Genomic DNA, 20,614 nt, shown 5'->3' on the forward strand with positions numbered 1-20,614 from the left:
CGTGCACGGGGCGCCGAAGGGGTGTCTACATTGTAGATATTAGGCGTAGACTACAGTCATGGCAAGTGGTGCCGCGGTCGCGGTGCCTGGCCTCCAGGTTTGAGGAAGTGGCAGAAACCATGGCAACCCCGCAGCAACCCGCAGTCGATGAAGATGCGGTTAATGTGACCCGGAAGAACCGCCTCAGCCGGGAGATCGTGTTGGAAGCGGCGCTGAAACTCGTCGATGATGAGGGACTGGAAGCGCTGACCATGCGCCGGCTGGGGCAGGCACTGCACCGGGATCCGATGGGGCTGTACCGCTACGCGGCCAACCGGGCCGCCCTCCTGGACGGCGTCACCGAGCTCGTCCTCAACGAGCTGGCCATCTTCGGCGACGACCCGGATTGGCAGGGACAGCTGCGGCGCATCGCCCACGACCTCCGGCTGCTCGCGCTCCGCCATCCGAACGTCGTTCCGTTGCTGGTGACCCGGCCGCTGTCCACCCCGCTAGGTCTCCGCCCGCTGGGCACCCTCCGGCCACTGGAGCAAATCCTCGGGCTGCTGATCGACGCCGGCTTCAACGCCGCCGATGCCCTTCACGTGTACCGGGCCTACTACGGATTCCTTTACGGCCACATCCTCAACGAACTTCAGGAATTCATCGTGGACCCGGACGAGAATGAGGCGCTGCTTCGTCTTGGCCTGCACCGTCTTCCGCCGAAAGAGTTCCCGCGGCTGCGCGCTCTGGCGCCCGCCCTCGCCGACTACGACGGGGCCCAGGAGCTGGATCAGGGGATCACCATCCTCTTGTCCGGGCTCGCAGCCCACCTTTCCGCGCCGCAGACCTCGAAAAGCTGAGGACATGTTCATTCTCTTCGGACTCAAGACCGTACAGCGTCCACTGCCCGGCCGGCAGGCCATCTGCCGGCGCTGTGGACAGTCCGCCCACCACGCGCTGGAGGAACGCGCCACCCGGTTGACGCTTTTCTTTGTCCCGGTGTTCACCACCTCGCGGGCGTACCGCATTACGTGCTCGAACTGCGGAGCGGTCAACACCCTGACGGCCCGGCAGAAGGACTCACTCGCCGGCTAGCGAAGGCGCCGCCTGGCGCCGGTGCGGGCTCGGGGGCAGGTACCGGGATTCGCGACCGGCTCAGCGGCGACGGAGGGTGCGGAGCGCACCGCGGACCGAATAGCCGACGGCGCAGACGAGCGGAACAAGCCCGGCGAGGACCGCGATGCTGTTGGGCCGGAACGTGACCTGCCCGTTGCTTCCCCGGCAGTACACGCCGAGCGGGAGTACGAAGCCGCCTCCTCCGCCGCCTGCCGCGCTGTCCCCGGCGGCACTCCCGGCGGCACTCCCGGCGTCTGCGGCCCCGCTGCCGGTGTTCTCTCCGATGGCGTTCCCGCCGGCCGTGTTGCCGCCACCGCTCCCGCCGTTGGAATTCCCGCCGCCGAAGCCGAAGGTCACCAGGGCCACCGGAATCAGTTCCTCACCGTCTACCGAGACGGTCGGACCATAGGCCCGGGACACGCCCACGTTCTTGAACGTCTCCGCGAGAGACGACAGAGCTTCAGTCATGCCAACGACCTTAGGCGCACCCCACGGTGAAGCACCAGAGGCGTTGGCCCCGGACCCGCCGAGCCGTAAGGGCCATCCGGCCCCTGTTCGGCTCCGGCGCACCGGAATAGATTGGGAGGGACTAGTGCACCCGACGAAAGGCCTTCGCCATGACGAAAACGACTGGGGCGGCACCCCGGCTGGCTCAAGTACTCGCCATCGTCCTTGGAACGAAGGAAATCCCGCTGCGGCTGAAGGCCTGGGACGGCTCGGAGGCAGGACCGGCCGGCGCGCCAATCATCGAGTTCCGGTCGCGTCGGGCCCTGCGCCGGATGCTGTGGTCACCCGGGCAGCTCGGCCTCAGCCGGGCCTACGTTGCCGGGGACATTGACGCCCCGGGAAACGTCTTCGCCAGCTTCTCCGCCCTGAGTTCGGCCGGCAAGTTCGCCGAGCCGGGACCGTTCCGGCCGCCCACCGTCCGTGAACTCGGGACCATCCTCAAGAACGCCGCCCTGCTCGGCGCCCTGGGACCCAACCCGGCACCGCCGCCGGAGGAGGCACGGATCGTCCGCGCCGGCCGGCGGCACACGCGCAAGCGTGACGCTGCCGCCATCTCCCACCACTACGACGTCGGGAACGATTTCTACGCCCTCGTCCTCGGGCCCTCCATGGTCTACTCCTGTGCCGTCTGGGCGGACGAAGGCACCGGCCTGGACGCCGCGCAGGACGCCAAGATCGATCTGGTCTGCCGGAAGCTGGGCCTGGAACCGGGCATGCGGGTGCTGGATGTCGGATGCGGCTGGGGAAGCTTTGCGCTGCGGGCAGCGCAAAACTACGGGGTCGACGTCGTCGGCGTGACGCTTTCCGGGGAACAGGCGGTCCTGGCGGGGAAGCGGGTGGCGGACGCCGGCCTCACGGACCGGGTGACCATTCGCGTCCAGGACTACCGCGACGTGGACGACGGGCCGTACGACGCGATTAGTTCCGTCGGCATGTCAGAGCACGTGGGCCGCGAGCAGATGACCTCTTATGTCGCAAAGCTGCACGGGCTGCTACGGCCAGGTGGGCGGCTGCTCAACCACGCCATTTGCTGGAATGCGGGGCCCACCGCGCCGGATCCGGATTCCTTCATCCCGCGCTACGTCTTCCCGGATGGCGAGATGCTCGGCCTCGCGGAAACCGTCGCAGCGCTGGAGTCCGGCGGGCTGGAAGTGCTCGACGTGGAGGCCCTTCGCCGGCACTACGCTCTGACCCTGAGGGCCTGGGTACGGAACCTCGAGGACAACTGGAACGAAGCCACGCTGCTTGCCGGCGAAGGGCGTGCCCGGGTCTGGCGGCTCTACATGGCGGCCAGCGCCCTGGGCTTCGAGGCCGGACTGACCGGCGTCAACCAGATCCTCGTGCAGCGGCCCGGCGGCGCCGAACCGCCGCTGCGCCGGACCGGCTGGGTCTGAAGGACGCCGGGCACATCAGCTGGCGCCGTGGGACGCGATGAAGGCGGCCGCCGGCCCGGCCAGTGATGCGCCGAGCTCCTCCGGGCCGCGTTTGGTTCCCTTGACCTCGAAGGTGTGTCCGCCGCCGATCCGCCACTCCAGGGCGGCGGACGGGCCGATCCTGGCGACGACAGCCTCCAGCAGTTCGGGCGTGGCAAAGGGGTCGCGGGTGCCCTGCAGAAAAAGCATCGGCAACGTCAGCCCGTACAGGTGCTCATCCCGGATCTTGTCCGGTTTGCCGGGGGGATGGAGCGGGTATCCCAGATAGACGAGTCCGGCCGCCGGCATGCCCTCGGCCACCGCCATCGAGGCCATCCGTCCGCCAAAGGACTTCCCGCCCGCCCAGACAGGCTCGCCACCGGAGCGGGCAGCGGCCTCAGCCATCGCCGCTCGCCAGGCGGCGATAGCTGCCGGCGGCCGGTCAGGGAACTTCCGGCCGGCCTCCCGATAGGGGAAGTTGAAGCGGAGCGTGGCAATCCCCAAGTCATTCAGGGCACGGCTGAATCCGGCCAGGAACGGGTGCTCCATCCCGGCCCCGGCCCCGTGGGCGACCACAAGCGTGGCGGCGGGATCCTCGGGGCGGGCGTATGCGCCGGAAACGGACGATTCGCCCACGCTGATCGTGACGGGCAACTCGGGGACGGTCATAAGTCCATCATGACCCCATCGCGACCTGTACAGCTTCAAGTGCTGCCGAACCCATCGTTGGATGGCTAGGCTGTCGTTATGAGCAATACCGAGGTGGCCCCGCAGGAGATCCTGTGCGAAACGGATGACAACTGTGTGGGCGTGGAAATCCTCGTGCCCCGGCAGGTCCCGCTGGGCGGGCCGCGGGCCATGGACGTGCGACGGACCCTGCCGCAGCGCCAGCGTAGCCTCATCGGCGCCTGGTGCTTCCTGGACCACTATGGTCCCGACCGGGTCGGCGAGTCCGGGGGCATGCACGTGCCCCGGCACCCGCACACGGGTCTGCAGACGGTCAGCTGGCTTTTTACCGGCGAGATTGAGCACCGCGACTCGGCCGGCTTCCACGCCGCGGTGCGGCCCGGCGAGGTGAACCTGATGACCGCCGGGCGGGGCATCAGCCACTCGGAATTTTCCACCCCCGGGACTGACGTCCTGCACGGGGCCCAGTTGTGGGTCGCGCTGCCGGACACCGCCCGGCAGATGGAGCCCACGTTTGAGCACTACCGCCCGGATCCGCTGTCCGGACCCGGTTGGTTCATGCGGGTGTTCCTCGGATCGATGGCAGGTGCCACCTCTCCGGTCACCACCCACACGCCGCTGCTGGGCGCCGAGATCCTGCTGGACGCTGGAACCACCCTGAATCTGGACACGGATCCGTCCTTCGAACACGGCGTATTGGTTGATACCGGAACGGTCAGCCTGGATGGCCACCCGGTCGCCAAGGACCACCTCGCCTACCTGCCGGTGGGACACACATCCGTGACCCTGGCGGCCGGTATGGAACCCGCGCGCGTGCTGCTCATCGGTGGCGCACCCCTCGGCGAGCAGATTGTGATGTGGTGGAATTTCGTGGGACGCAGCCACGAGGAAATCGCCACCTACCGCGCACAATGGCAGGCGGAGATCGGCGTCGAGAACGCCCCCTTTTCTGCCGCGCCGGCTGCCGCGTCGGAAACCGCCGGCCCGCGGTTCGGGACGTTCCCCGCCGGGGAACCTGCACCGCTGCCGGCGCCCGCACTACCCAACGCCCGGCTCCGGCCGCGGGACTGATTTCGACCGGAGCAGGCCACCGTGGTCATGCTCACCGGCTGTCCACCGGCACGCCCCGACGAAAAGCGAGAAGCTGTTGACCACGATCACCATCAGAAACAACCCGGACCGGCAGCGCTTTCAGGTCCTCGACGGCGACACCGCCATCGGCCAGGCGGCCTACGTCGACGATGCGGACGGTCACCGGATTTTCTATCACACGGTCATCGACGAGGAATACGGCGGCCAGGGCCTCGCCGGGCGGCTCGCTGCGCAGGCACTCGACGAGACGGTTGCCGCCGGTCTGACGATTGTGCCGGTGTGCCCCTACATCAAGAACTACCTCGGGAAGCACACCGGGTACGGGGCCAGCGTTCAAAAACCCACCCCCGCACTCCTCGGATTTCTCAACGACGCACTGGCGCAGCGGACCCGTCGCTGAGCAGATCGTAACCGCCGTTGAATCTGTGGTTTCCGCGGCCGGTCAGGTGCAGAATGAAGAAAGGAGAAGCCACACCGGAAGATTGAAGGAGTGAGCAGCAGTGTTTCCCGCCGCGCATCTGCGTGCCATAGATCGCCGGGAAGCTTACCTGCCCATTGAGGACCATGGCCTCATCGGCGACGGGTCCACCTGCGCGCTCGTGGGCCGGGACGGCGGGATCTCCTGGCTCTGCATCCCGGAGTTCGACAGCCCCCCGTTCCTCGCCGGAATCCTCGATGCGGAAAACGGGGGCCTCTTTGAAATCGCTCCGGTCTCCGTTCACGCATCCGCCCAGCGGTACATGGAGGATTCCTGTGTCCTGGTCACCACCCTTGCCTCGGACCGCGGCATACTTCAGATCACCGACTGCCTGACCCTGCGGTCCGGCGCCGATCTGGTCGAACCGGTCCCCGCCGGCCGCAGCGGGCTGTTCCGCTTTGTCCAGGCCGTGGGAGGGGTCGTCCGCCTCCGGATCAGGCTGGTCCCCAAGGCCGGTGTCACTTTTGACGAACTCGCGGGGGGCTGGCGTTTCGAGTGGGAGGGCGTCCGCGTTTCGGAGGTCTATCTGTGGTCGACGGTGGATCTTGCCCCGGACGGGCGGGAGTTGTCGGCGGAAGTGACGCTGCGGGCCGGTGAGACCATCACCATGGCCCTGCACTGGTCCGGCCGCTTCCGGCTCAGGCAGCATCGGGACGCGCGAAAGCTGATCGACCAGACGGTCGCCGCGTGGCGGCGCTGGTCCTCAGGGCTGGACTGTCAGGGCTCCCAGGCGGAGCTGATGAAGCGCTCGGCGCTGACACTCAAGCTCCTGGACCATGCGGAGACGGGCGCCATCATGGCGGCCGCGACGTCGTCGTTGCCGGAGTGGCCCGGCGCACCGCGGAACTGGGACTCTACCGCTACACCTGGGTGCGGGACGCGTCGTTCTCGAACTATGTGTTCAGGCGCATCGGCGACCCCAGCGACGCGGACGTCTTCCTCGCGTGGGTGCTGACCAACGTTGAACGGGATGGCGCACCCCATGTGATGTATGCGCTGGATGGCTCCCAGCCACCGGAAGAGGTCCAGGACCCGCTGCTGCGCGGGTACCGCGGCTCGGCCCCGGTCCGGTGGGGGAACGGTGCCGTCCACCAGCTCCAGCACGACCAGTGGTCGATCAGCGGCGGACACGTGGACCGCCGGCTGTGGGCAGCCCTCGTCCCCATCGTGGTGCTGGCCATCGCCCGGTGGCGGACCCCGGACAGCGGACCCTGGGAAATACGCTCAGAGGGACGCACTTTCACGTACTCCGCGGCGCTGTGCTACGTGGCCGTTGACCGCGCCATTCAGATCGCCCGAAAGCAGGGCCTCTCGTACCCGGGAGGGAGATGGGAAGCCGCCGCCGAGACCATTCGCGACGCGGCGCTGACCGAGTCGTGGAACTCCGAACGTCGGACCTTCACCGAGAACCTCGGCGGCAGCGGCGGCCTCGACGCGGCGCTGTTGACGCTGCCCGTGCGCAATGTCATTGCTTTTGACGATCCACGGATGGCCGCGACCACGAAGGCGATTTCGGAAGGGCTCGACGCCGGAAACGGTCTGCTCTTCCGGTACCGCCCCGAAATGTCCCCGGACGGGTTTCCTGGCACCGAGGGCGCTTTCCTGCTTTGCAGCTTCTGGCTGGTGGACAACCTGGCCGGACAGGGCAGGATCGATGAGGCCTATGCGTTGTACGAAGCCCTCTGAGGCCGCGCGAACCCGCTCGGCCTGCTGCCGGAACAAATCCATCCGGACAGGGGCGAGTTCCTGGGGAACTTTCCGCAGGCCTTCAGCCACGTCGGTGTCCTCGCCAGCGGACTGCGCCTGCTGAAAGCCGGACGGCGGGCCGCCTCACGAAGCTGAACGGCGGCAAAGCCTGAAGGCCCGGCTCCCGCATGCGGGAGCCGGGCCTTCGCCGGCCGAATGTGAAGGGGTGCGGCCGTCAGCTCATGCAGTCAGCGCAGTACGAGTGGCCGGCCTTCTCGCGGGCGAGCTGCGAGCGGTGCCGGACCAGAAAGCATGAGTAGCAAGTGAACTCGTCTTCCTTCTGCGGAATGACGGTGACCGTCAGTTCCTCGCCGGAGAGGTCGGCGCCGGGCAGTTCCACGCCTTCAGAGGTGTCCGCCTCGTCGAGCTCACGGGTTACGCTGCGGGCGTCCGGCGCGTTCGCGGAGCGCAGGGCCTCGAGGGAGGCGTTGCGTGATTCCGCAACGTCGGATCGGACTTCGTCATAGTCGGTTGCCACCTGGTTGATTCTCGATTCCGTTGTTCTGGGTTTCCCGGAATTGAACGGTACAGCATTCGTCCGTTAATTTGCTGGGTGTATGGCACGCGGGCGGAGTGACACTCACGACACCGCCGGGAATGGCGCCAGGTCCCGGCGGCCGTCCCCGGACCCGTAGCTGTTCGATGATCTTCGTCCGGATTTCACATGCCGTTCATGACGCGGTCCTAGGCTGGTGCTTTAGCACCGCCCGCCCGAAAGGATCCAAGATGGCCGATATCGCTGCAGTACTCGGAAGGCTCACGCCGGACGAACTTGATGGCCTCCGGGCGCTTGGCCCGGCGGGACATCTGCCCAGACAGCTTACCGACGCCCTCGACCGCGCTGCTGGCGGTCCGGGTGCCGGACGCGGCTACTACGTTCCCACCGGCAGTGTCAGTGCCACCGGTGGACCCCACTTTGTGTTGCGCAGCGACGTCTCCGGCTGGCTTTTCGGGCCTGCTCCCCAAGTAGCGCAGGCACATGGGGACGTGCACGGGGGCCTCTAGAAAATCCGCCGGCGCTGTGAAACCGGGGGACCGCCGGAGCAGACCCTCCCTCTTACGCCGGGACGGTCACCCGGATGGCGATCGGATCCATCGGCTGGCCGGCGGCATACTGGCCATCGAAGAGTTCGGACCCTTCCGGGGAAATGACCACGTCAACATGGTCCCAGACCAGGGATCCGTCGGCGTCGCGGGGCTTCGTCGGGCTGAGGAAGCCGACGGCGGTACGGTCCTGCCCGCCGCCGTCGCCCGTGCTGATCGAGAGTACCCCGCTGCCACTCGTGAAGGTGATCCAGGGATCCAGCAGCCGGACCAGCAGCATGCCGTGGTGGCCGGCGAGCCGGACGTCCCCGCGGAAGCGCAGTACTCCAGTTCCGCGCGCGACGTCGTAGTCGGACGCGTCGGGGCTGAAACAGAACAAGGAAGGTTTGGTCACCGTTGCGCCGCCCGCCGCCGACACGGAACCGTCCGGCAGGCTGGTGATGTAGTCGATAAAGCTGCGCTTGATGCCCCAGCTCAGGCCCAGCGGAGGCAGCGGATCGGGTGAAGCGGACGCTGGGTTCACGTAGGTTCTCCTGTGACTGAAAGGCGGGACTCCTCCGAGCCTAGCGGCGGATCGCCTGCCGGTTGCACTCGCACCCCGAAGACGTGACATCCGGCGTAGTTCTCTGAGGGCGTAGGGAGCCCCGGACTACGCCGAAGGGGCTGGTGGTTGACTTAGATAAGTACCAGTTCAGGAGGTGCGCTGTGGCCACTGCAATCAGCCGGGTCCCTGACCCCGAGGCATCCGAGGATCCCCTCGATTCCTATTCCGAAACGGTAATCCGCGTTGCCGCGGCCGTGACACCGCACGTGGCCGCCCTCGAGGTGACCGGCACCGGCCGGAACGGCCGATTCCGCACGGGCGCCGGTTCCGCCGTCCTGTTCACTTCGGACGGTTACCTGCTCACCAACGCCCATGTGGTGGGCGCAGCCCGGAGCGGCAGTGCGGTGTACGCCGACGGGACCCGGACGGCCGTGGAAGTTATCGGCGCGGACCCGCTTTCGGATCTGGCGGTTGTGCGCGGCAAGGCCCCGACGGCGACGCCGGCGGCACTTGGCGATGCGGAGTCGCTCAGGGTGGGACAGCTGGTGATTGCGGTCGGGAACCCCTTGGGGCTCTCAGGCTCCGTGACCGCGGGCGTGGTTAGCGGACTGGGCCGTTCCATTCCCGTCTGGTCCGGACGAAACCGCCGCATCATCGAGGACGTTATTCAGACCGACGCGGCACTGAACCCGGGCAGTTCCGGTGGTGCGCTTGCGGACGCGCGGGGCAGGATCGTCGGCATCAACACGGCGGTTGCGGGCGCAGGACTCGGCCTGGCGGTTCCGGTCAACGCCACGTCCCGGCGGATCATCGCGGCGCTGCTCAAGGACGGCCGCGTCCGGCGCGCCTATCTGGGGCTGGTCAACACCCCCATCCAACTGCAGCCCAGCTCCGTGGTCCGGACCGGACACCGCGAAGGGCTCCTGGTGGTGGAGGTACTGAGCAATTCGCCCGCCGAGCGGGCCGGACTTCTGGCCGGCGACGTGCTCCTCCGGGTGGGCGAAAAGGCCGTGTCCAATGCCGAGAGTCTGCAAAAGCTGCTGTTTGCCGAGGCAATTGGCGTGCCACTGGAGCTGGCAGTGCTGCGTGACGGAACCGAAATCCGGGTTCTCACGGTTCCTGAAGAGATGAACGACCGGTGACGGGGGCGAACGGTGAGGGGGCGCTGCCGTGAAAAACGTGGCGGAACGCGGCAATGACCTCAGCGTTCGTTCAAATGGGTTTATCCGGAATCCGCCCAGCAATAGGGCATTACTCGATGCCGTTCTTTTCCTTGGGGTGCTGCTACCTGAGCCGCGGGGCAGGTACGCACATAACTTCCGGGGAACACTTGGTGCAGCTTCCGGAGGTACCCGACTTTCCGCTTGGTTAAGGAGCGGGTAGCTCCTTTGCTTGTTGCCTCCCGTTTTGCGTGTCACGGTTTCCATAGAAAGCCGGTTGGAAGTGGGTCTCAGTACTTTTCTCTAATTCTTTCCGGCTCTCCGAAAAGCAGGTTAGGAATTCGGTGGGAAAATCGGAGATCAACGTGGAAAATTTGGGTGGCCTTGAGTCGGGAATTTCGGTCCGGCTGTTCGGAACGTTCGAGGTCCGGCGGAATGGCGAAGTGCTCACGGCGGCGGACATGGGCGGCCGCAAGCCCCGCCACATTCTGGAAATTCTCTTGCTGAGCCTGGGAACCCCTGTGTCCAAAACGCGCCTCGTGGAGCTCCTATGGGGACCACATGCCAGCGACGGCGCCATCGCCACCCTGGAGAGCTACGTCAGCGGCATCCGCAGGGCGATCCAGCCCGGCAACACCAAGCAGGGCCCGCTGCGCACCGCGAACAGCGGCTACGTCATGGACCCGCAACTCGTGGACCTGGACCTCTCGGCCTTCCGCCGGCTGGTCCGTACCGCCCGGCAGGCCCCGCCGGCCGAGGCGCATCGCCTTTCCCTGCAGGCGCTGGAGCTGGCGGCCGAGCCTCTGCTGGGCTTTGAGCTCGTGGCTGATTGGGCAGAGGAAGTGCGGGCCCAGCATGCTGCCGAGAAAGTCGCAGCCCAGATTCTGGCGGCCGAAACCGCGGCCTTTCTCGACAAACCCGCGTTGGCTATTTCGCTGGCGCGGACCGCCGTCCAGACTGAGCCGCTGAACGAACGAGCGTGGACGATTCTGGTCACCGGTTACGAGCAGGCCAGCCTTCCGGTCGAGGGGCTGTCCGCCTATGAGCGTTGCCGCCGATTGTTCGACCGCGACCTGGGCTGTGCACCGGGGCCGGCCCTGCAGGCCGCCCACCTCAGGCTGCTGCGGCAGCGCGCTGAGGGCAATACCGAACTCTCGGAGGTCCTGGCAGCGCTGCTTTACCTGGGCGAGCGGCTGCATGGCCCCAAAAGCACGGAGCTGGCCGCGGAGGAATCCCGGCGCCTGCAGGAGAATGCCGGCCGGGTCCTCGACTCGTTCCTGCAGCAGGCGCTGGCCGCTGTCTGACGCCGGGATGGACCACTACCATTTCGGCGCTGGCTCGCCCCTCGGCAGTCATGCGGCTTTTACGACCAGGAGCTCGGCCCAGTGCGTTGTGTAGCGGGGGGAAAGCATGTCGCGCTTCATGCTCCAGTCCGCCCCGCCCCGGATACCAGCGTGGCCCAGCCCGATTGAACCCCGGCCGTACCTCCGGCTGACATCCTCCAGCAGCGGGCCGATGCCGCGTTCCTCGTGCGGATTCTCAAAAACCGCCAATGGTGCCTGGTTGCCGGTGGGGCGCAGGTCGGTGACCATGATCCCGGCGCGGACGTACTTGACGCCGTCGTCGATCCGGGGGAGCAGGGCATACGCCGCCCTCGCCAGGAGGACCGGGTCGGCGGTGGGCATCGGCAACGGAACGCACACCGAGGGATATGAGCTCGCCTGCGGGTTGAAGTAGGACGTGGCGGCGAACGCCGTCAGCACCTTCGCCTGCAGCCCGTGCCTGGCCAGACGGGCACTGGCCTGCTGGGCGTAGACGCCGAGCACCTGCCGCAGCCCTGCGCCGCTGGTTATTGGCGTGGCGAAGGAGCGGCTGAAGATCAGTTGGTCGCGGCCGATCCGTTCCTCTTCGAGGAGGACGCACGGGGTTCCCCGGAGTTCCAGGACCGTGCGCATCAGCACCACGGAGAAGCGGTCCCTGATCCTGACCGGGTCGGCCCGGGCGAGGTCGAGGATGGAGTGGATTCCCTGCCCGTTCAGCCGCTTGGTCAGCCGCGCCGCGACACCTCAGAGTTCAGCCACGGACAGCCCGGCCATGAGCTTCTCCCGCTGGCTGGCGGGGACGGCATCCCAGTGGCAGACGCCGTCGAAGGAGGGATTGTGTTTCGCCCACTTGTTGGCCAGTTTCGCCAGCGTCTTGGTCTCTGCGATCCCAACGCAGACAGGGACGCCGACGTTCCTCCGCACGGCCGTCTTCATGGTGTGGCCCAGCTGCCGCAGCTCTTCGGGCGTGCCGCTGACGCCCAGGAAGGCCTCGTCGATGCTGTAGACCTCCAGCCAGGCCGAGTAGCGGCCGAGGAGTTCCATCACGCGGGCGCTGATGTCCCCGTACAGCTCGTAGTTGCTGGAGCGGGCCACGAGCCCCCATTCCTTCGCCCGGGGTGCGAGCTTGAACCAGGGCTCGCCGAGGGCGATTCCGAGTGCCTTTGCCTCGGGGGAGCGGGTGACTGCGCAGCCGTCGTTGTTGGAGAGGACGATCAGCGGGCGGCCCTCCAGGAAGGGTCGAAGGCGCGCTCGGCGCTGGCGTAGAAGCAGTTCACATCAACGAGGGCGACGGTGCCCCGGTGAGGCAGGGCCCTGGACCTAGACATGGTGCAGGCAGCGGGTCGCGACCCCCCAGATGACCAGGTCCGACAGGGCGGCGACCCTGATGTCCGGGTAGCGGGGGTTGTCAGCCTGAAGCACGACCCCCGTCGCCGTCAGACGCAGCCTTTTGACGGTGAGTTCGCCGTCCAGGACGGCCACCACCACGCAGCCGTCGCGGGGCTCGAGGGCCCGGTTGACGATCAGTTCGTCGCCGTCGCTGATCCCGGCGCTCTCCATGGAGTCGCCGGAGACCCTGACGACGTAGGTGCTCGTGATGTCCTTGATGAGGTGCTCGTTGAGGTCGATGCGCCCGTCAAAGTAGTCCTGGGCCGGGGAGGGGTAGCCCGCGGCGACCGGCACCGGCGAGATCAGAACCGACAGCAGAGAAGTGCCCGCATCTATCACGCGGGGCCCGATGATAACGCCCACCACACACCTTTATTCGAATATATGTTCGATAGATTAAGTGTAGCTCCCGGCGCCGACAACCGACACACTTTGTGGAGCTGCTTGGCCGCGGGGGTGCCGATGCGCAAGAAGCGGGACTGCGGGATCAGGCGGCCTCATAAGGGGGCGGAAGAGGGTGACCCCCACTCCGGGTTGTGCAACACGATTCCATTTTCCCGCCGCGCGACCTGAAGCGGAGCCTGAAGGTACCGTTCCATCCGCGCCCGTTCCTGGTCCGCGGCCGGCCTCCTGATGGGTGGACTTGGCCACCCCTGAGCGGGCGGCGCTGGATCCGGCATCGCAGGCGTCCGGCACGTTGCCGCCTGCAGCAGCGACAGAGGGCATTCCGGCGTCGGCGTCATCGCCCTTCGGTTGGAAGGCATCTGTAGCGTCCCTTTTGACGCCGGGAGACAATTTTCAGGGTGCGGACAAGCTGACGAAATACTCCTGCTGGACCGGCCGGCGGCCCAGTCTCTGTGCCGTGCGCAGCGAGGGCAAGTTCCCCGCGTGGATGTGGCCCCAGACGGTGTCCGCACCCGAACGTTGACCGGACAAGAACGAGGATTGCACCGCCAGAGCGAGGCCCTTGCCACGCAGACGTTTTGTGAGGAACACTTCCAGCATGCAAACGGCACGCCGGCCAAAGAGCGGAGCGATTGTGGCAGCCGCCAATCCCGCAAAGCCGTGGTGGTCCCGGAGCAACATCAAGAGGCCCTGGTCCGCCGCTTCTTGGAGCCCTGCCTGCTCGGATTCCGAGACGAACGTGGCAATCCCCGGCACATCGGACCGCCACGCTCGATGTTCGCGCTGGTAATCAGCAAAAGCGGCAGCCGCCGAGTCTGGCCAGGAGATTGTCACAACCCCGGTCGGGCCCCGTCCGTCAGCCCTTGCCGCCCGGCCCAGGGACCCGGCCATGACTGTTGCCCAGTTTTCCACCGAGGGTAGATCAAGGCCGGGTTCCTCCCAGAACGTAAAGCCACGCACTCCGGCGCCGGAGTAAGCCTCGGCTACCTGGGCGGCCAGTGCATCCACCGCCTCGGCGTCGTTCACCCGGGCACTAGTTTTGACCGCCACGAACGGAAAGTCCGGAGCGAGGTTGCGGTATCTGAGCCCCGAAACGACGGTCCGGTCCTCGCCGGCTTCAAGTAGCCGCTCGGTTAAGTTCCACGTGCTGACGTTGACTCCCAGCCGGGCCATCCTTGCAGCCACGACGTCCGGTGACGCAAGAGCGGCGAGGGATCCGACGTCGTCGATCTCGGCTTGCGCCGCGTCCCCGGCGTCGTAACCAGCGGGAAGGTATTCCAGCACCGGGCGGCCGAATGCGGCGAGCTGGTGCTCCGGGAGTCCAAAAGGGTTCATTGGCCCCAAGGCTACGCGAGCGGGCCACCGGCAGGACGCCCCAGGCGCCTGCCCCCACGTACCGGAGCCGGCGTGCTCAGTCGCGGTCTGGAGATTCGCCTTCATGGGTCGCTACTGCCCTCCGCTGGGGCACCAACATTGCGCAGGGTACTTCCCAGCTGGATGAACACGCGTGTCGCGCGTTCCCGTTCGAGTCCGGCCTCGACTACCAGCCGGTAGGAAGTAGGGAATCCTACGGGCTGGAACTGGTTTCGAAGTCCAGAATGCCTTCCCCGCGCAGCTGACCGAGTCGGCTGACTACGGGCGGTCGGGCTTCTACCGGGCAGGACAGGGCAGTCAGCCGAGGGGAGAGGACGTCCACAAGGCAGCCCATCACCGCGAACTCCTGCACCAGGGGATACCACGCTGCCCCATCATCAGGGTCGCGCAGAAAAAATCTGAAGGTGTGGTTACTGCCCTTACGGGCCACTCCTGTCGCTACCAAAGGTCCTTCTGCTGATTTGATAAAAGTAACGCGGTCACCCAGATTGAGGTCATATGCGTACGCCGGTACGCCAAGGACGGTGAGGGTACCGTCACGCTCCAGCCGGCCGTTCAACCCTTCCCAGTACGTGACGCCGTCGGGCTCTTTCGGCAGCGCAAACCAGATGGTCTCGTTGGCGGCCGTTGCGTCTGGCCACGGTTCCAGGTTGCCGGCTTTCCAGTGGGCGACCCGACTCGGGTGGAGGCGATACTCATCCATTTTCTGAGCCTAACGGGAGTGCCGTCCCGGCCACATACACTGCCGCAGTGTTTCCACCGGCCCACGGCAGTCCTTCACCTCACGACAAGACGGAACGAGGGCATCCACCCGTTGAGCTTGCATGCCTGTTCGTCCTCACCATTGAAGACTCGGCGGAGAGCCGCCGGCCGGCACGTCATCGTCGACGTCGCCGCGGGTGGCCCGGAAGCTGCCCGCCCCTCGCTTAGGGGGTCCTGCAAGGTTTGGTTCGGACCGGCGGCGAATCCGTCGAGGGAGATGGTCAGGTCGCACCCGACTCGGCTCATGCGCCCATCATGCCACCACTCGCCCGTCCGGGTCCGGCCTAAAAAGCCTCTCCGGGACGGACGACACTCGCGGCAGTGAAGTTAGCTTCATCACGTAGTGCGTTTTCGACAAATACCGGGTTGCGAAGCGCCGCATAATTGACATGAATCCGGCGGACTTTCCCCACCGCCAGGCATGAGGAGGGTCCATGAAAATCTGGAATTTTGTGAAGAGCACTATCAGCAACGAGTACTTTCCCGCTGCGGCGGTGTTGGCTGGCGTGATCCTGTTCTGGGGCCTCGGGTTCTTCGGCGGACTGTCCTTGTTAAGCAACCACCAGTCGCTGCTGACCACTCTGACCTGGTTGCTGTTCGTCTACGCCGCCGCCGTGCTCACGCCACTGGCGGGACTGCTTGCCGTAGTGGACCTCTCGCGCCGCTGGTTGCGGAACCGGGCGACGGGCGAGCCCCGCTCAGCCGGGACCGCCTAGGCCCCCGGACGGCCTATTCGAACCGGGACGGATCGCCCATGCCGCGGCGGACGACTTCCGCCACGCCGCTGGAGTAGTCGATCACTGTGGTCGGCTCGGCGCCGCAGTCGCCGGAGTCAATCACAGCGTCCACCACGTGCTCAAGCCGTTCCTTGATTTCCCAGCCCTGGGTCAGCGGTTCCTCCTCATCCGGCAGCAACAGAGTGCTGGAGAGCAGCGGCTCGCCCAGTTCGGCCAGCAACGCCTGGACCACCGCGTTGTCCGGAATGCGCACACCCACGGTCTTCTTCTTCGGGTGCAGCAGCCGCTTCGGGACTTCCTTGGTCGCCGGCAGGATAAACGTGTAACTGCCCGGCGTGACTGCCTTGATGCTGCGGAACACATCGTTATCAATCTGCACAAACTGGCCCAACTGGGCGAAGTCCTTGCAGACCAGGGTGAAGTGGTGCTTGGAATCCAGCTGGCGGATGGTCCGGATCCGGTCCAGCGCCTCCTTGTTCCCCAGTTGCGCACCGAGCGCGTAGCAGGAATCCGTGGGGTAGGCGATCAGCCCGCCGGAACGGACGATTTCCACCGCCTGGCTGATAGAGCGCGCCTGGGGGTTTTCGGGGTGAACATCGAAATATCTCGCCATGGCACGAGCTTACGCCCGACGGCGGGGTGGACCCCCAAGGGCCCCAACGATGCCACCCGCATGGCGTCAATTCGGCAGGCTTTGTGGTGGCTCGCGGCCCTGACGAGGTAAAATGGCTGTGGCCCTCGTCCGCAACAGTCCGGCGAAGGGCTCCGGTGATTTCCTCCGAGGCCCCCTTGGCGGCAGCGGACGCCACGGTATTGAAACGGTATCCGTCATCATGGCCGGCGCATGTTCGGCGCGGTAATTGTGGATTCCTGTCCGTGTGCACTTTGAAGCGGCCATCAGGGTTCCCGCCTAGAAACAGCCGGGCATATTGCACGTCTCTTACCGTCCACCCGGAATTGACGGGCAACCAATGAAAGAGAGCTTATTTGTGGTGGATTTCATTTCCGGCCGGCTCAATCAAATACTGTTCGCCGGCTGGCAGCACTTCAGCCTGGTAGCACAATGTTTGATCCTGGCCACCGTCCTGGCTGTGGCCCTCGCTGTTCTGGTCTACCGGAATAAGAAGTTGGTCTCGGTTGCGAACTCGGTCTCCGCGGTTGGACTGACCATCCCGTCTTTCGCGCTGATCGGGCTGCTGGTCGCGCCCTTCGGATTCGGAGTCATTCCGGCCGTCATTGTGGTGGCCTTCTATGCCACGCTTCCCATCCTCCGCAACGCCGTCGTCGGCCTGTCCGGCATCAGCCCGGCCGTCGTCGAGGCCGCCCGGGGGATCGGCATGAGCCGTTTCCGCACGCTGCTGCGCGTGGAACTCCCGATGGCCTGGCCGATCATCCTCGCCGGTGTGCGCGTGTCCGCGCAAATGGTGATGGGTGTGGCAGCCATCACCGCCTATGCCCTGGGCCCAGGGCTGGGCGGTTTCATCTTCTCCGGACTCTCCCGGCTGGGTGGCGCCAATTCGTTCGAATCGGTGGTGACCGGGGTCGTCGGCGTCGTCGTTCTTGCCGTCATCCTTGATCTCCTTCTCGTCGGCCTCGGCCGGCTGACAACCCCGCGAGGTATCCGTGTCTGAATCTGCCCCCACAACCACTCCCGAACAGCTGCGGCACGCCGAAGGAATCACCGGGGCCAGCATCCTGCTCGACAAGGTCACCAAGCGCTACCCTGGTCAGGCCAAGCCCGCTGTGGACGGCCTGACCCTCGAAATTCCGGCGGGAAAAATGGTGATGTTCGTTGGCCCGTCCGGCTGCGGTAAAACCACGACGCTGAAAATGATCAACCGGCTCATCGAGCCCACCGAGGGACGGATCGTTCTCAACGGCGAGGACGTCACGAAGAAGGACGGCGACCAGCTCCGGCGGAAAATTGGCTACGTCATCCAGGCCGGCGGACTTTTCCCCCATATGACGGTGGCGGCCAACATCGCCATCGTCCCGAAGATGCTGGGGTGGGACAAGGAACGCATCGCCGCCCGCGTCGACGAGCTCCTCGAGCTGGTGTCGCTGGACCCCGGTGTCTACCGGAACCGGTTCCCGAAAGAGCTGTCCGGCGGTCAGCAGCAACGCGTTGGAGTGGCCCGCGCGCTCGCTGCCGACCCTCCCGTGCTCCTCATGGACGAGCCGTTTGGCGCGGTGGATCCGATCACCCGGCAGCGGCTGCAGGACGAATTGCTGCAGATCCAGGCAGACCTGCAGAAAACGATTGTCTGCGTGACGCACGACTTTGATGAGGCGGTCAAACTCGGTGACTGGATCGCAATCTTTGACGAGGGCGCCCGGCTGGTCCAGTACGACACACCGGAGCGGATCCTCGGGGACCCGGCGAACGAATTCGTCGAGAACTTCATCGGCTCGGGCGCGGGGCTCAAGCAGCTGACGTTGACCCGGGTCGGCGACGCACCGCTCGCCGAGGCGATCACGGCCCGGCCCGGCGAGGCTGCGGCCGACGTCCTGGAGCGCATCAAAACGGCAGGCCACGGTCACGCCGTCGTCGTGGATGAACGTCAACGGCCGCTTCAGTGGCTGTCGCGCCGCCAGCTGAGCCGCCTGCAAACGATTAGCCCGGCACTCGACCCGAAGCTGCCCGTGGTGGGCAGCCGGGCGACGCTCAACGACGCGCTGGACACCATGCTGGTTTCCAGCGCCGGTGCCGCCCTCGTGACCGGCCGAAGGGAGGCCTTCGAGGGCGTTATCGACGTCCAGACCGTGATGGCGGCTATCACCAAGGCCCACGAGGCGGCGGCGTTGGATTCGCTGGATGCCCCGGTGGGAACCAACACCGGCACCATCCCTGCAGCCGCGGTCCCCTCCGACCCGCCGGCCGCCAGCGAAGGACGGCCCGGACAATGAGGCACGCCGGGCAGGGCCCCCAGACCGCAGGCGGTCCCGGCCATGGTCCCGCCGGGGACGCGCAGCCGGGCGCTCGGCCGCCGGCCACTGACGGGCCGGTCACCGACGCGCTCGATACTGAGGCGCTCGACGCCGAGTCGGCAGTGGGGGCCGATGCCGTCATCGACGCCGGCACCGGCCAGCGCTCCTGGCGCGCCCTGTTCTATCAGCTGCTGGGCATCTTCGCCGTGCTCCTTGGTCTCGTTGGATGGCTGCTCCTGGCGGACCTGTCGCCTGCGGAACTGACGACCCTGGCACCCGCAGCCCTGTGGGACCACACGCTGGAACATCTGCAACTGACGCTGTTGGCGGCCGTGATCGTGCTGGCCGTGGCCGTCCCGCTCGGAATCGCGCTGACCCGCAAGAGCCTGCGCTTCCTGAGCGGTCCGGTGCTGGTCCTCGCGAACGTCGGCCAGGCCGCGCCCTCCATCGGGCTCGTTGTGCTGCTGGCGTTCTGGCTGGGATTCGGCTTCTGGGCCGCCGTGATTGCACTCGTCCTGTACGGGCTCCTGCCGGTGCTGCGGAACACCATGGTGGGCCTGCAGCACGTGGACCAGCGGCTCGTGGAAGCCGGCCGCGGAATGGGCATGACCGCCGCCGCGGTGCTGTTCAAGGTGGAACTGCCGATGGCTGTCCCCATCATGCTCGCCGGGATCCGGACGGCGCTGGTGCTGCTGGTGGGGACCGCGGCTCTCGCAACGTTCATCAACGGAGGCGGCCTGGGGATTCTGATCACCACGGGGGTCCAGCTCAATCTGCCGGCCGTCCTGGTCGTCGGATCCCTGCTGGTTGCCCTGCTGGCGCTGTTTATCGACTGGGTTGGACGGGTCGTTGAACACGTGGCCCGTCCGAAGGGACTGTAGATGCACTTTCTTGAATCAAACGGAACAACCGGAGCCACGCGGACAAAATGGCGGGAAAACCGGCGGCCGCGGGCGCGTATCGGTGCACTTGCCACGGCGCTGGCAGCGGTGACCCTGCTGACCGGCTGCGGCCTGGCACCGGCCGCATCGTACGTCCCTGAGGCAGGGCCGGGCACCATCCGGCCCATTGCTGGTGCGGCCGGTTCGGAGGTGACCGTCACCGGACGGAACAACACTGAGGGACTGATTCTGGGCAAAATGGCGGTACTCGCCGCCAAAGCGGCCGGGTTCACCGTCTCGGACCTGACAAACGTCCCCGGCAGCCAGCCCACCCGATCGCTCATGCTTGCCGGGAAAGCGGACATCATCTGGGAGTACACGGGCACCGCCTGGCTGTCGTTCATGGGGCACCCGTCCGGCATCCCGGAGCAGGACGCACAGTGGCAGGCGGTGCACGACGAGGACCTGGCCAACGGCCTGACCTGGGGCGCCAAGGCTCCGCTGAACAACACCTACGCGCTCGCCGTGACGAATGAAACCGCCGCGCAGTACGGGCTCAGCACCCTGTCCGACATCGCCAAACTGCCGGTTGACCAGCGGACGTTCTGCGTCGAGCCGGAGTTCAACTCCCGGCCCGACGGCTTCGGACCGATGCTCAAGCATTACGGCCTGGACCGGGGTTCCGATTCCGGCGTGCCGGAGCGCAACATCGGCCTGTACGACGTCGGCGCCGTCTACAGTGCCACGGACAACGGTGTGTGTACCCTCGGCGAGGTTTTCGCCACGGACGGCCGGATTGATGCGCTGGGCCTGACAGTGCTCACCGACGACAAGAAGTTCTTCCCCGCCTATAACGTCGCGCCGGTGTTCTATTCCGAGACCTTGGCTGCGCACCCGGAGCTGGAAGGGATCTTCGCGCAGATTTCGCCGCTGCTGGACGACACCACCATGCGGGGCCTCAACCTGAAGGTCGACGTCGACGGCCAGGAACCTGCCGATGTCGCCTTCGACTGGATGAAGGAGCAGGGGTTCCTGACCGGAGCGCCCTAGG

General features: G+C 66.4%; 23 protein-coding genes and 2 pseudogenes. 15 read left to right on the top strand and 10 right to left on the bottom strand.

The features are described from left to right. Nucleotides 1-119 precede the first annotated feature (119 nt). Together AC50YM_RS08015 and AC50YM_RS08020 are read left to right on the top strand one after the other, a co-directional pair. Nucleotides 120-839, top strand: coding sequence for a TetR/AcrR family transcriptional regulator C-terminal domain-containing protein (locus tag AC50YM_RS08015; RefSeq protein WP_494956443.1), 720 nt, complete (start codon nt 120-122; stop codon nt 837-839). 4 nt (nt 840-843) lie between these two features. Continuing rightward, nucleotides 844-1,074, top strand: coding sequence for a zinc-ribbon domain-containing protein (locus tag AC50YM_RS08020; RefSeq protein WP_494956444.1), 231 nt, complete (start codon nt 844-846; stop codon nt 1,072-1,074). 60 nt (nt 1,075-1,134) lie between these two features. Here the strand turns inward: AC50YM_RS08020 and AC50YM_RS08025 are convergent, their stop codons facing one another. After that, the gene (locus AC50YM_RS08025) at nt 1,135-1,563 is read right to left on the bottom strand and encodes a hypothetical protein (RefSeq protein WP_494956445.1); all 429 of its coding nucleotides are present in this window, start codon (nt 1,561-1,563) and stop codon (nt 1,135-1,137) included. Nucleotides 1,564-1,712: 149 nt separating this feature from the next. Between AC50YM_RS08025 and AC50YM_RS08030 the strand changes: the two genes are divergently transcribed. Next, entirely contained in the window at nt 1,713-2,996 is a 1,284-nt protein-coding gene (locus tag AC50YM_RS08030; protein ID WP_494956446.1) for a class I SAM-dependent methyltransferase, read from the top strand. Between the two features lie 15 nt (nt 2,997-3,011). On the opposite strand, the gene AC50YM_RS08035 is transcribed toward AC50YM_RS08030, so the two are convergent. After that, entirely contained in the window at nt 3,012-3,683 is a 672-nt protein-coding gene (locus tag AC50YM_RS08035; RefSeq protein ID WP_494956447.1) for an alpha/beta hydrolase family protein, read from the bottom strand. A gap of 78 nt (nt 3,684-3,761) precedes the next feature. Between AC50YM_RS08035 and AC50YM_RS08040 the strand changes: the two genes are divergently transcribed. The 4 genes and pseudogenes from AC50YM_RS08040 (at nt 3,762) to AC50YM_RS08055 (ending at nt 7,113) form a co-directional block, all read left to right on the top strand. After that, nucleotides 3,762-4,772 (top strand): pirin family protein, encoded by a 1,011-nt coding sequence (locus AC50YM_RS08040; protein ID WP_494956448.1) that lies wholly within the window; start codon nt 3,762-3,764, stop codon nt 4,770-4,772. Nucleotides 4,773-4,848: 76 nt separating this feature from the next. After that, complete coding sequence (locus AC50YM_RS08045; RefSeq protein WP_494956449.1) at nt 4,849-5,193, top strand: GNAT family N-acetyltransferase; 345 nt, start codon at nt 4,849-4,851, stop codon at nt 5,191-5,193. A gap of 100 nt (nt 5,194-5,293) precedes the next feature. Beyond that, on the top strand, nt 5,294-6,226 hold the full coding sequence (locus AC50YM_RS08050) for a trehalase-like domain-containing protein (RefSeq protein WP_494956450.1): 933 nt from the start codon (nt 5,294-5,296) through the stop codon (nt 6,224-6,226). Further along, nucleotides 6,142-7,113: pseudogene (locus AC50YM_RS08055) on the top strand (glycoside hydrolase family 15 protein). The gene AC50YM_RS08050 and the pseudogene AC50YM_RS08055 overlap by 85 nt, the downstream one beginning before the upstream one ends. 79 nt (nt 7,114-7,192) lie before the next feature. Here the strand turns inward: AC50YM_RS08055 and AC50YM_RS08060 are convergent. Beyond that, nucleotides 7,193-7,495, bottom strand: a complete 303-nt coding sequence (locus AC50YM_RS08060) for a DUF4193 domain-containing protein (RefSeq protein WP_056426952.1) — start codon at nt 7,493-7,495, stop codon at nt 7,193-7,195. Nucleotides 7,496-7,743: 248 nt separating this feature from the next. Here AC50YM_RS08060 and AC50YM_RS08065 point away from each other — a divergent pair, with 248 nt between their 5' ends. Further along, nucleotides 7,744-8,022 carry a hypothetical protein gene (locus tag AC50YM_RS08065; protein ID WP_494956451.1) on the top strand — a complete coding sequence of 93 codons (279 nt, stop codon included), beginning with the start codon at nt 7,744-7,746 and terminating at the stop codon, nt 8,020-8,022. A gap of 52 nt (nt 8,023-8,074) precedes the next feature. Here the strand turns inward: AC50YM_RS08065 and AC50YM_RS08070 are convergent, their stop codons facing one another. Further along, on the bottom strand, nt 8,075-8,584 hold the full coding sequence (locus tag AC50YM_RS08070) for an HtaA domain-containing protein (RefSeq protein ID WP_494956452.1): 510 nt from the start codon (nt 8,582-8,584) through the stop codon (nt 8,075-8,077). Nucleotides 8,585-8,766: 182 nt separating this feature from the next. On the opposite strand from AC50YM_RS08070, the gene AC50YM_RS08075 reads away from it, so the two are divergent. Together AC50YM_RS08075 and AC50YM_RS08080 are read left to right on the top strand one after the other, a co-directional pair. Beyond that, the gene (locus AC50YM_RS08075) at nt 8,767-9,747 is read left to right on the top strand and encodes a S1C family serine protease (protein WP_494956453.1); all 981 of its coding nucleotides are present in this window, start codon (nt 8,767-8,769) and stop codon (nt 9,745-9,747) included. Between the two features lie 362 nt (nt 9,748-10,109). Beyond that, nucleotides 10,110-11,069, top strand: a complete 960-nt coding sequence (locus AC50YM_RS08080; protein ID WP_494956454.1) for an AfsR/SARP family transcriptional regulator — start codon at nt 10,110-10,112, stop codon at nt 11,067-11,069. 48 nt (nt 11,070-11,117) lie between these two features. Here the strand turns inward: AC50YM_RS08080 and AC50YM_RS08085 are convergent. The 5 genes and pseudogenes from AC50YM_RS08085 to AC50YM_RS08105 all read right to left on the bottom strand — a co-directional run bounded on the left by AC50YM_RS08085 (nt 11,118) and on the right by AC50YM_RS08105 (nt 14,958). After that, nucleotides 11,118-12,415: pseudogene (locus tag AC50YM_RS08085) on the bottom strand (Y-family DNA polymerase). Further along, entirely contained in the window at nt 12,408-12,839 is a 432-nt protein-coding gene (locus AC50YM_RS08090; protein ID WP_494956455.1) for a LexA family protein, read from the bottom strand. The pseudogene AC50YM_RS08085 and the gene AC50YM_RS08090 overlap by 8 nt, the downstream one beginning before the upstream one ends. Before the next feature lie 435 nt (nt 12,840-13,274). After that, nucleotides 13,275-14,216: a hypothetical protein gene (locus tag AC50YM_RS08095; protein ID WP_494956456.1), complete on the bottom strand. Its 942-nt coding sequence runs from the start codon at nt 14,214-14,216 to the stop codon at nt 13,275-13,277. Nucleotides 14,217-14,317: 101 nt separating this feature from the next. Further along, nucleotides 14,318-14,542 carry a tetratricopeptide repeat protein gene (locus tag AC50YM_RS08100; RefSeq protein WP_494956508.1) on the bottom strand — a complete coding sequence of 75 codons (225 nt, stop codon included), beginning with the start codon at nt 14,540-14,542 and terminating at the stop codon, nt 14,318-14,320. Next, entirely contained in the window at nt 14,449-14,958 is a 510-nt protein-coding gene (locus AC50YM_RS08105) for a DUF4265 domain-containing protein (RefSeq protein WP_494956457.1), read from the bottom strand. Before AC50YM_RS08105 ends, AC50YM_RS08100 begins: the two co-directional genes overlap by 94 nt. Before the next feature lie 493 nt (nt 14,959-15,451). Between AC50YM_RS08105 and AC50YM_RS08110 the strand changes: the two genes are divergently transcribed. Beyond that, nucleotides 15,452-15,733: a hypothetical protein gene (locus tag AC50YM_RS08110; RefSeq protein WP_494956458.1), complete on the top strand. Its 282-nt coding sequence runs from the start codon at nt 15,452-15,454 to the stop codon at nt 15,731-15,733. Nucleotides 15,734-15,746: 13 nt separating this feature from the next. Here AC50YM_RS08110 and AC50YM_RS08115 read toward each other — a convergent pair whose 3' ends face one another. Next, nucleotides 15,747-16,367 carry an L-threonylcarbamoyladenylate synthase gene (locus AC50YM_RS08115; RefSeq protein ID WP_494956459.1) on the bottom strand — a complete coding sequence of 207 codons (621 nt, stop codon included), beginning with the start codon at nt 16,365-16,367 and terminating at the stop codon, nt 15,747-15,749. Between the two features lie 358 nt (nt 16,368-16,725). Between AC50YM_RS08115 and AC50YM_RS08120 the strand changes: the two genes are divergently transcribed. The 4 genes from AC50YM_RS08120 to AC50YM_RS08135 are packed head-to-tail and all read left to right on the top strand — an operon-like array spanning nt 16,726 to nt 20,613. Continuing rightward, nucleotides 16,726-17,385, top strand: coding sequence for an ABC transporter permease (locus AC50YM_RS08120; protein WP_494956460.1), 660 nt, complete (start codon nt 16,726-16,728; stop codon nt 17,383-17,385). Continuing rightward, nucleotides 17,378-18,661, top strand: a complete 1,284-nt coding sequence (locus AC50YM_RS08125; RefSeq protein ID WP_494956461.1) for an ATP-binding cassette domain-containing protein — start codon at nt 17,378-17,380, stop codon at nt 18,659-18,661. The genes AC50YM_RS08120 and AC50YM_RS08125 overlap by 8 nt, the downstream gene beginning before the upstream one ends. After that, nucleotides 18,658-19,563: an ABC transporter permease gene (locus AC50YM_RS08130; protein ID WP_494956462.1), complete on the top strand. Its 906-nt coding sequence runs from the start codon at nt 18,658-18,660 to the stop codon at nt 19,561-19,563. Before AC50YM_RS08125 ends, AC50YM_RS08130 begins: the two co-directional genes overlap by 4 nt. Continuing rightward, a complete protein-coding gene (locus AC50YM_RS08135) occupies nt 19,564-20,613 on the top strand; it encodes a glycine betaine ABC transporter substrate-binding protein (protein ID WP_494956463.1) in 1,050 nt (349 codons plus the stop codon). It abuts the gene before it with no gap. Nucleotide 20,614: the final 1 nt, after the last annotated feature.

It is taken from the genome of Pseudarthrobacter sp. RHLT1-30-1, from assembly GCF_059383415.1.

Excerpts from the sequence above, each read along its gene's own strand:
- AC50YM_RS08040 (WP_494956448.1), top strand. The coding sequence starts at position 3,762 with ATGAGCAATACCGAGGTGGCCCCGCAGGAGATCCTGTGCGAAACGGAT.
- AC50YM_RS08030 (WP_494956446.1), top strand. The coding sequence starts at position 1,713 with ATGACGAAAACGACTGGGGCGGCACCCCGGCTGGCTCAAGTACTCGCC.
- AC50YM_RS08115 (WP_494956459.1), bottom strand. The coding sequence starts at position 16,367 with ATGGCGAGATATTTCGATGTTCACCCCGAAAACCCCCAGGCGCGCTCT.
- AC50YM_RS08025 (WP_494956445.1), bottom strand. The coding sequence starts at position 1,563 with ATGACTGAAGCTCTGTCGTCTCTCGCGGAGACGTTCAAGAACGTGGGC.
- AC50YM_RS08105 (WP_494956457.1), bottom strand. The coding sequence starts at position 14,958 with ATGGATGAGTATCGCCTCCACCCGAGTCGGGTCGCCCACTGGAAAGCC.
- AC50YM_RS08065 (WP_494956451.1), top strand. The coding sequence starts at position 7,744 with ATGGCCGATATCGCTGCAGTACTCGGAAGGCTCACGCCGGACGAACTT.
- AC50YM_RS08095 (WP_494956456.1), bottom strand. The coding sequence starts at position 14,216 with ATGAACCCTTTTGGACTCCCGGAGCACCAGCTCGCCGCATTCGGCCGC.
- AC50YM_RS08110 (WP_494956458.1), top strand. The coding sequence starts at position 15,452 with ATGAAAATCTGGAATTTTGTGAAGAGCACTATCAGCAACGAGTACTTT.
- AC50YM_RS08130 (WP_494956462.1), top strand. The coding sequence starts at position 18,658 with ATGAGGCACGCCGGGCAGGGCCCCCAGACCGCAGGCGGTCCCGGCCAT.
- AC50YM_RS08035 (WP_494956447.1), bottom strand. The coding sequence starts at position 3,683 with ATGACCGTCCCCGAGTTGCCCGTCACGATCAGCGTGGGCGAATCGTCC.
- AC50YM_RS08120 (WP_494956460.1), top strand. The coding sequence starts at position 16,726 with ATGAAAGAGAGCTTATTTGTGGTGGATTTCATTTCCGGCCGGCTCAAT.
- AC50YM_RS08020 (WP_494956444.1), top strand. The coding sequence starts at position 844 with ATGTTCATTCTCTTCGGACTCAAGACCGTACAGCGTCCACTGCCCGGC.
- AC50YM_RS08015 (WP_494956443.1), top strand. The coding sequence starts at position 120 with ATGGCAACCCCGCAGCAACCCGCAGTCGATGAAGATGCGGTTAATGTG.
- AC50YM_RS08135 (WP_494956463.1), top strand. The coding sequence starts at position 19,564 with ATGCACTTTCTTGAATCAAACGGAACAACCGGAGCCACGCGGACAAAA.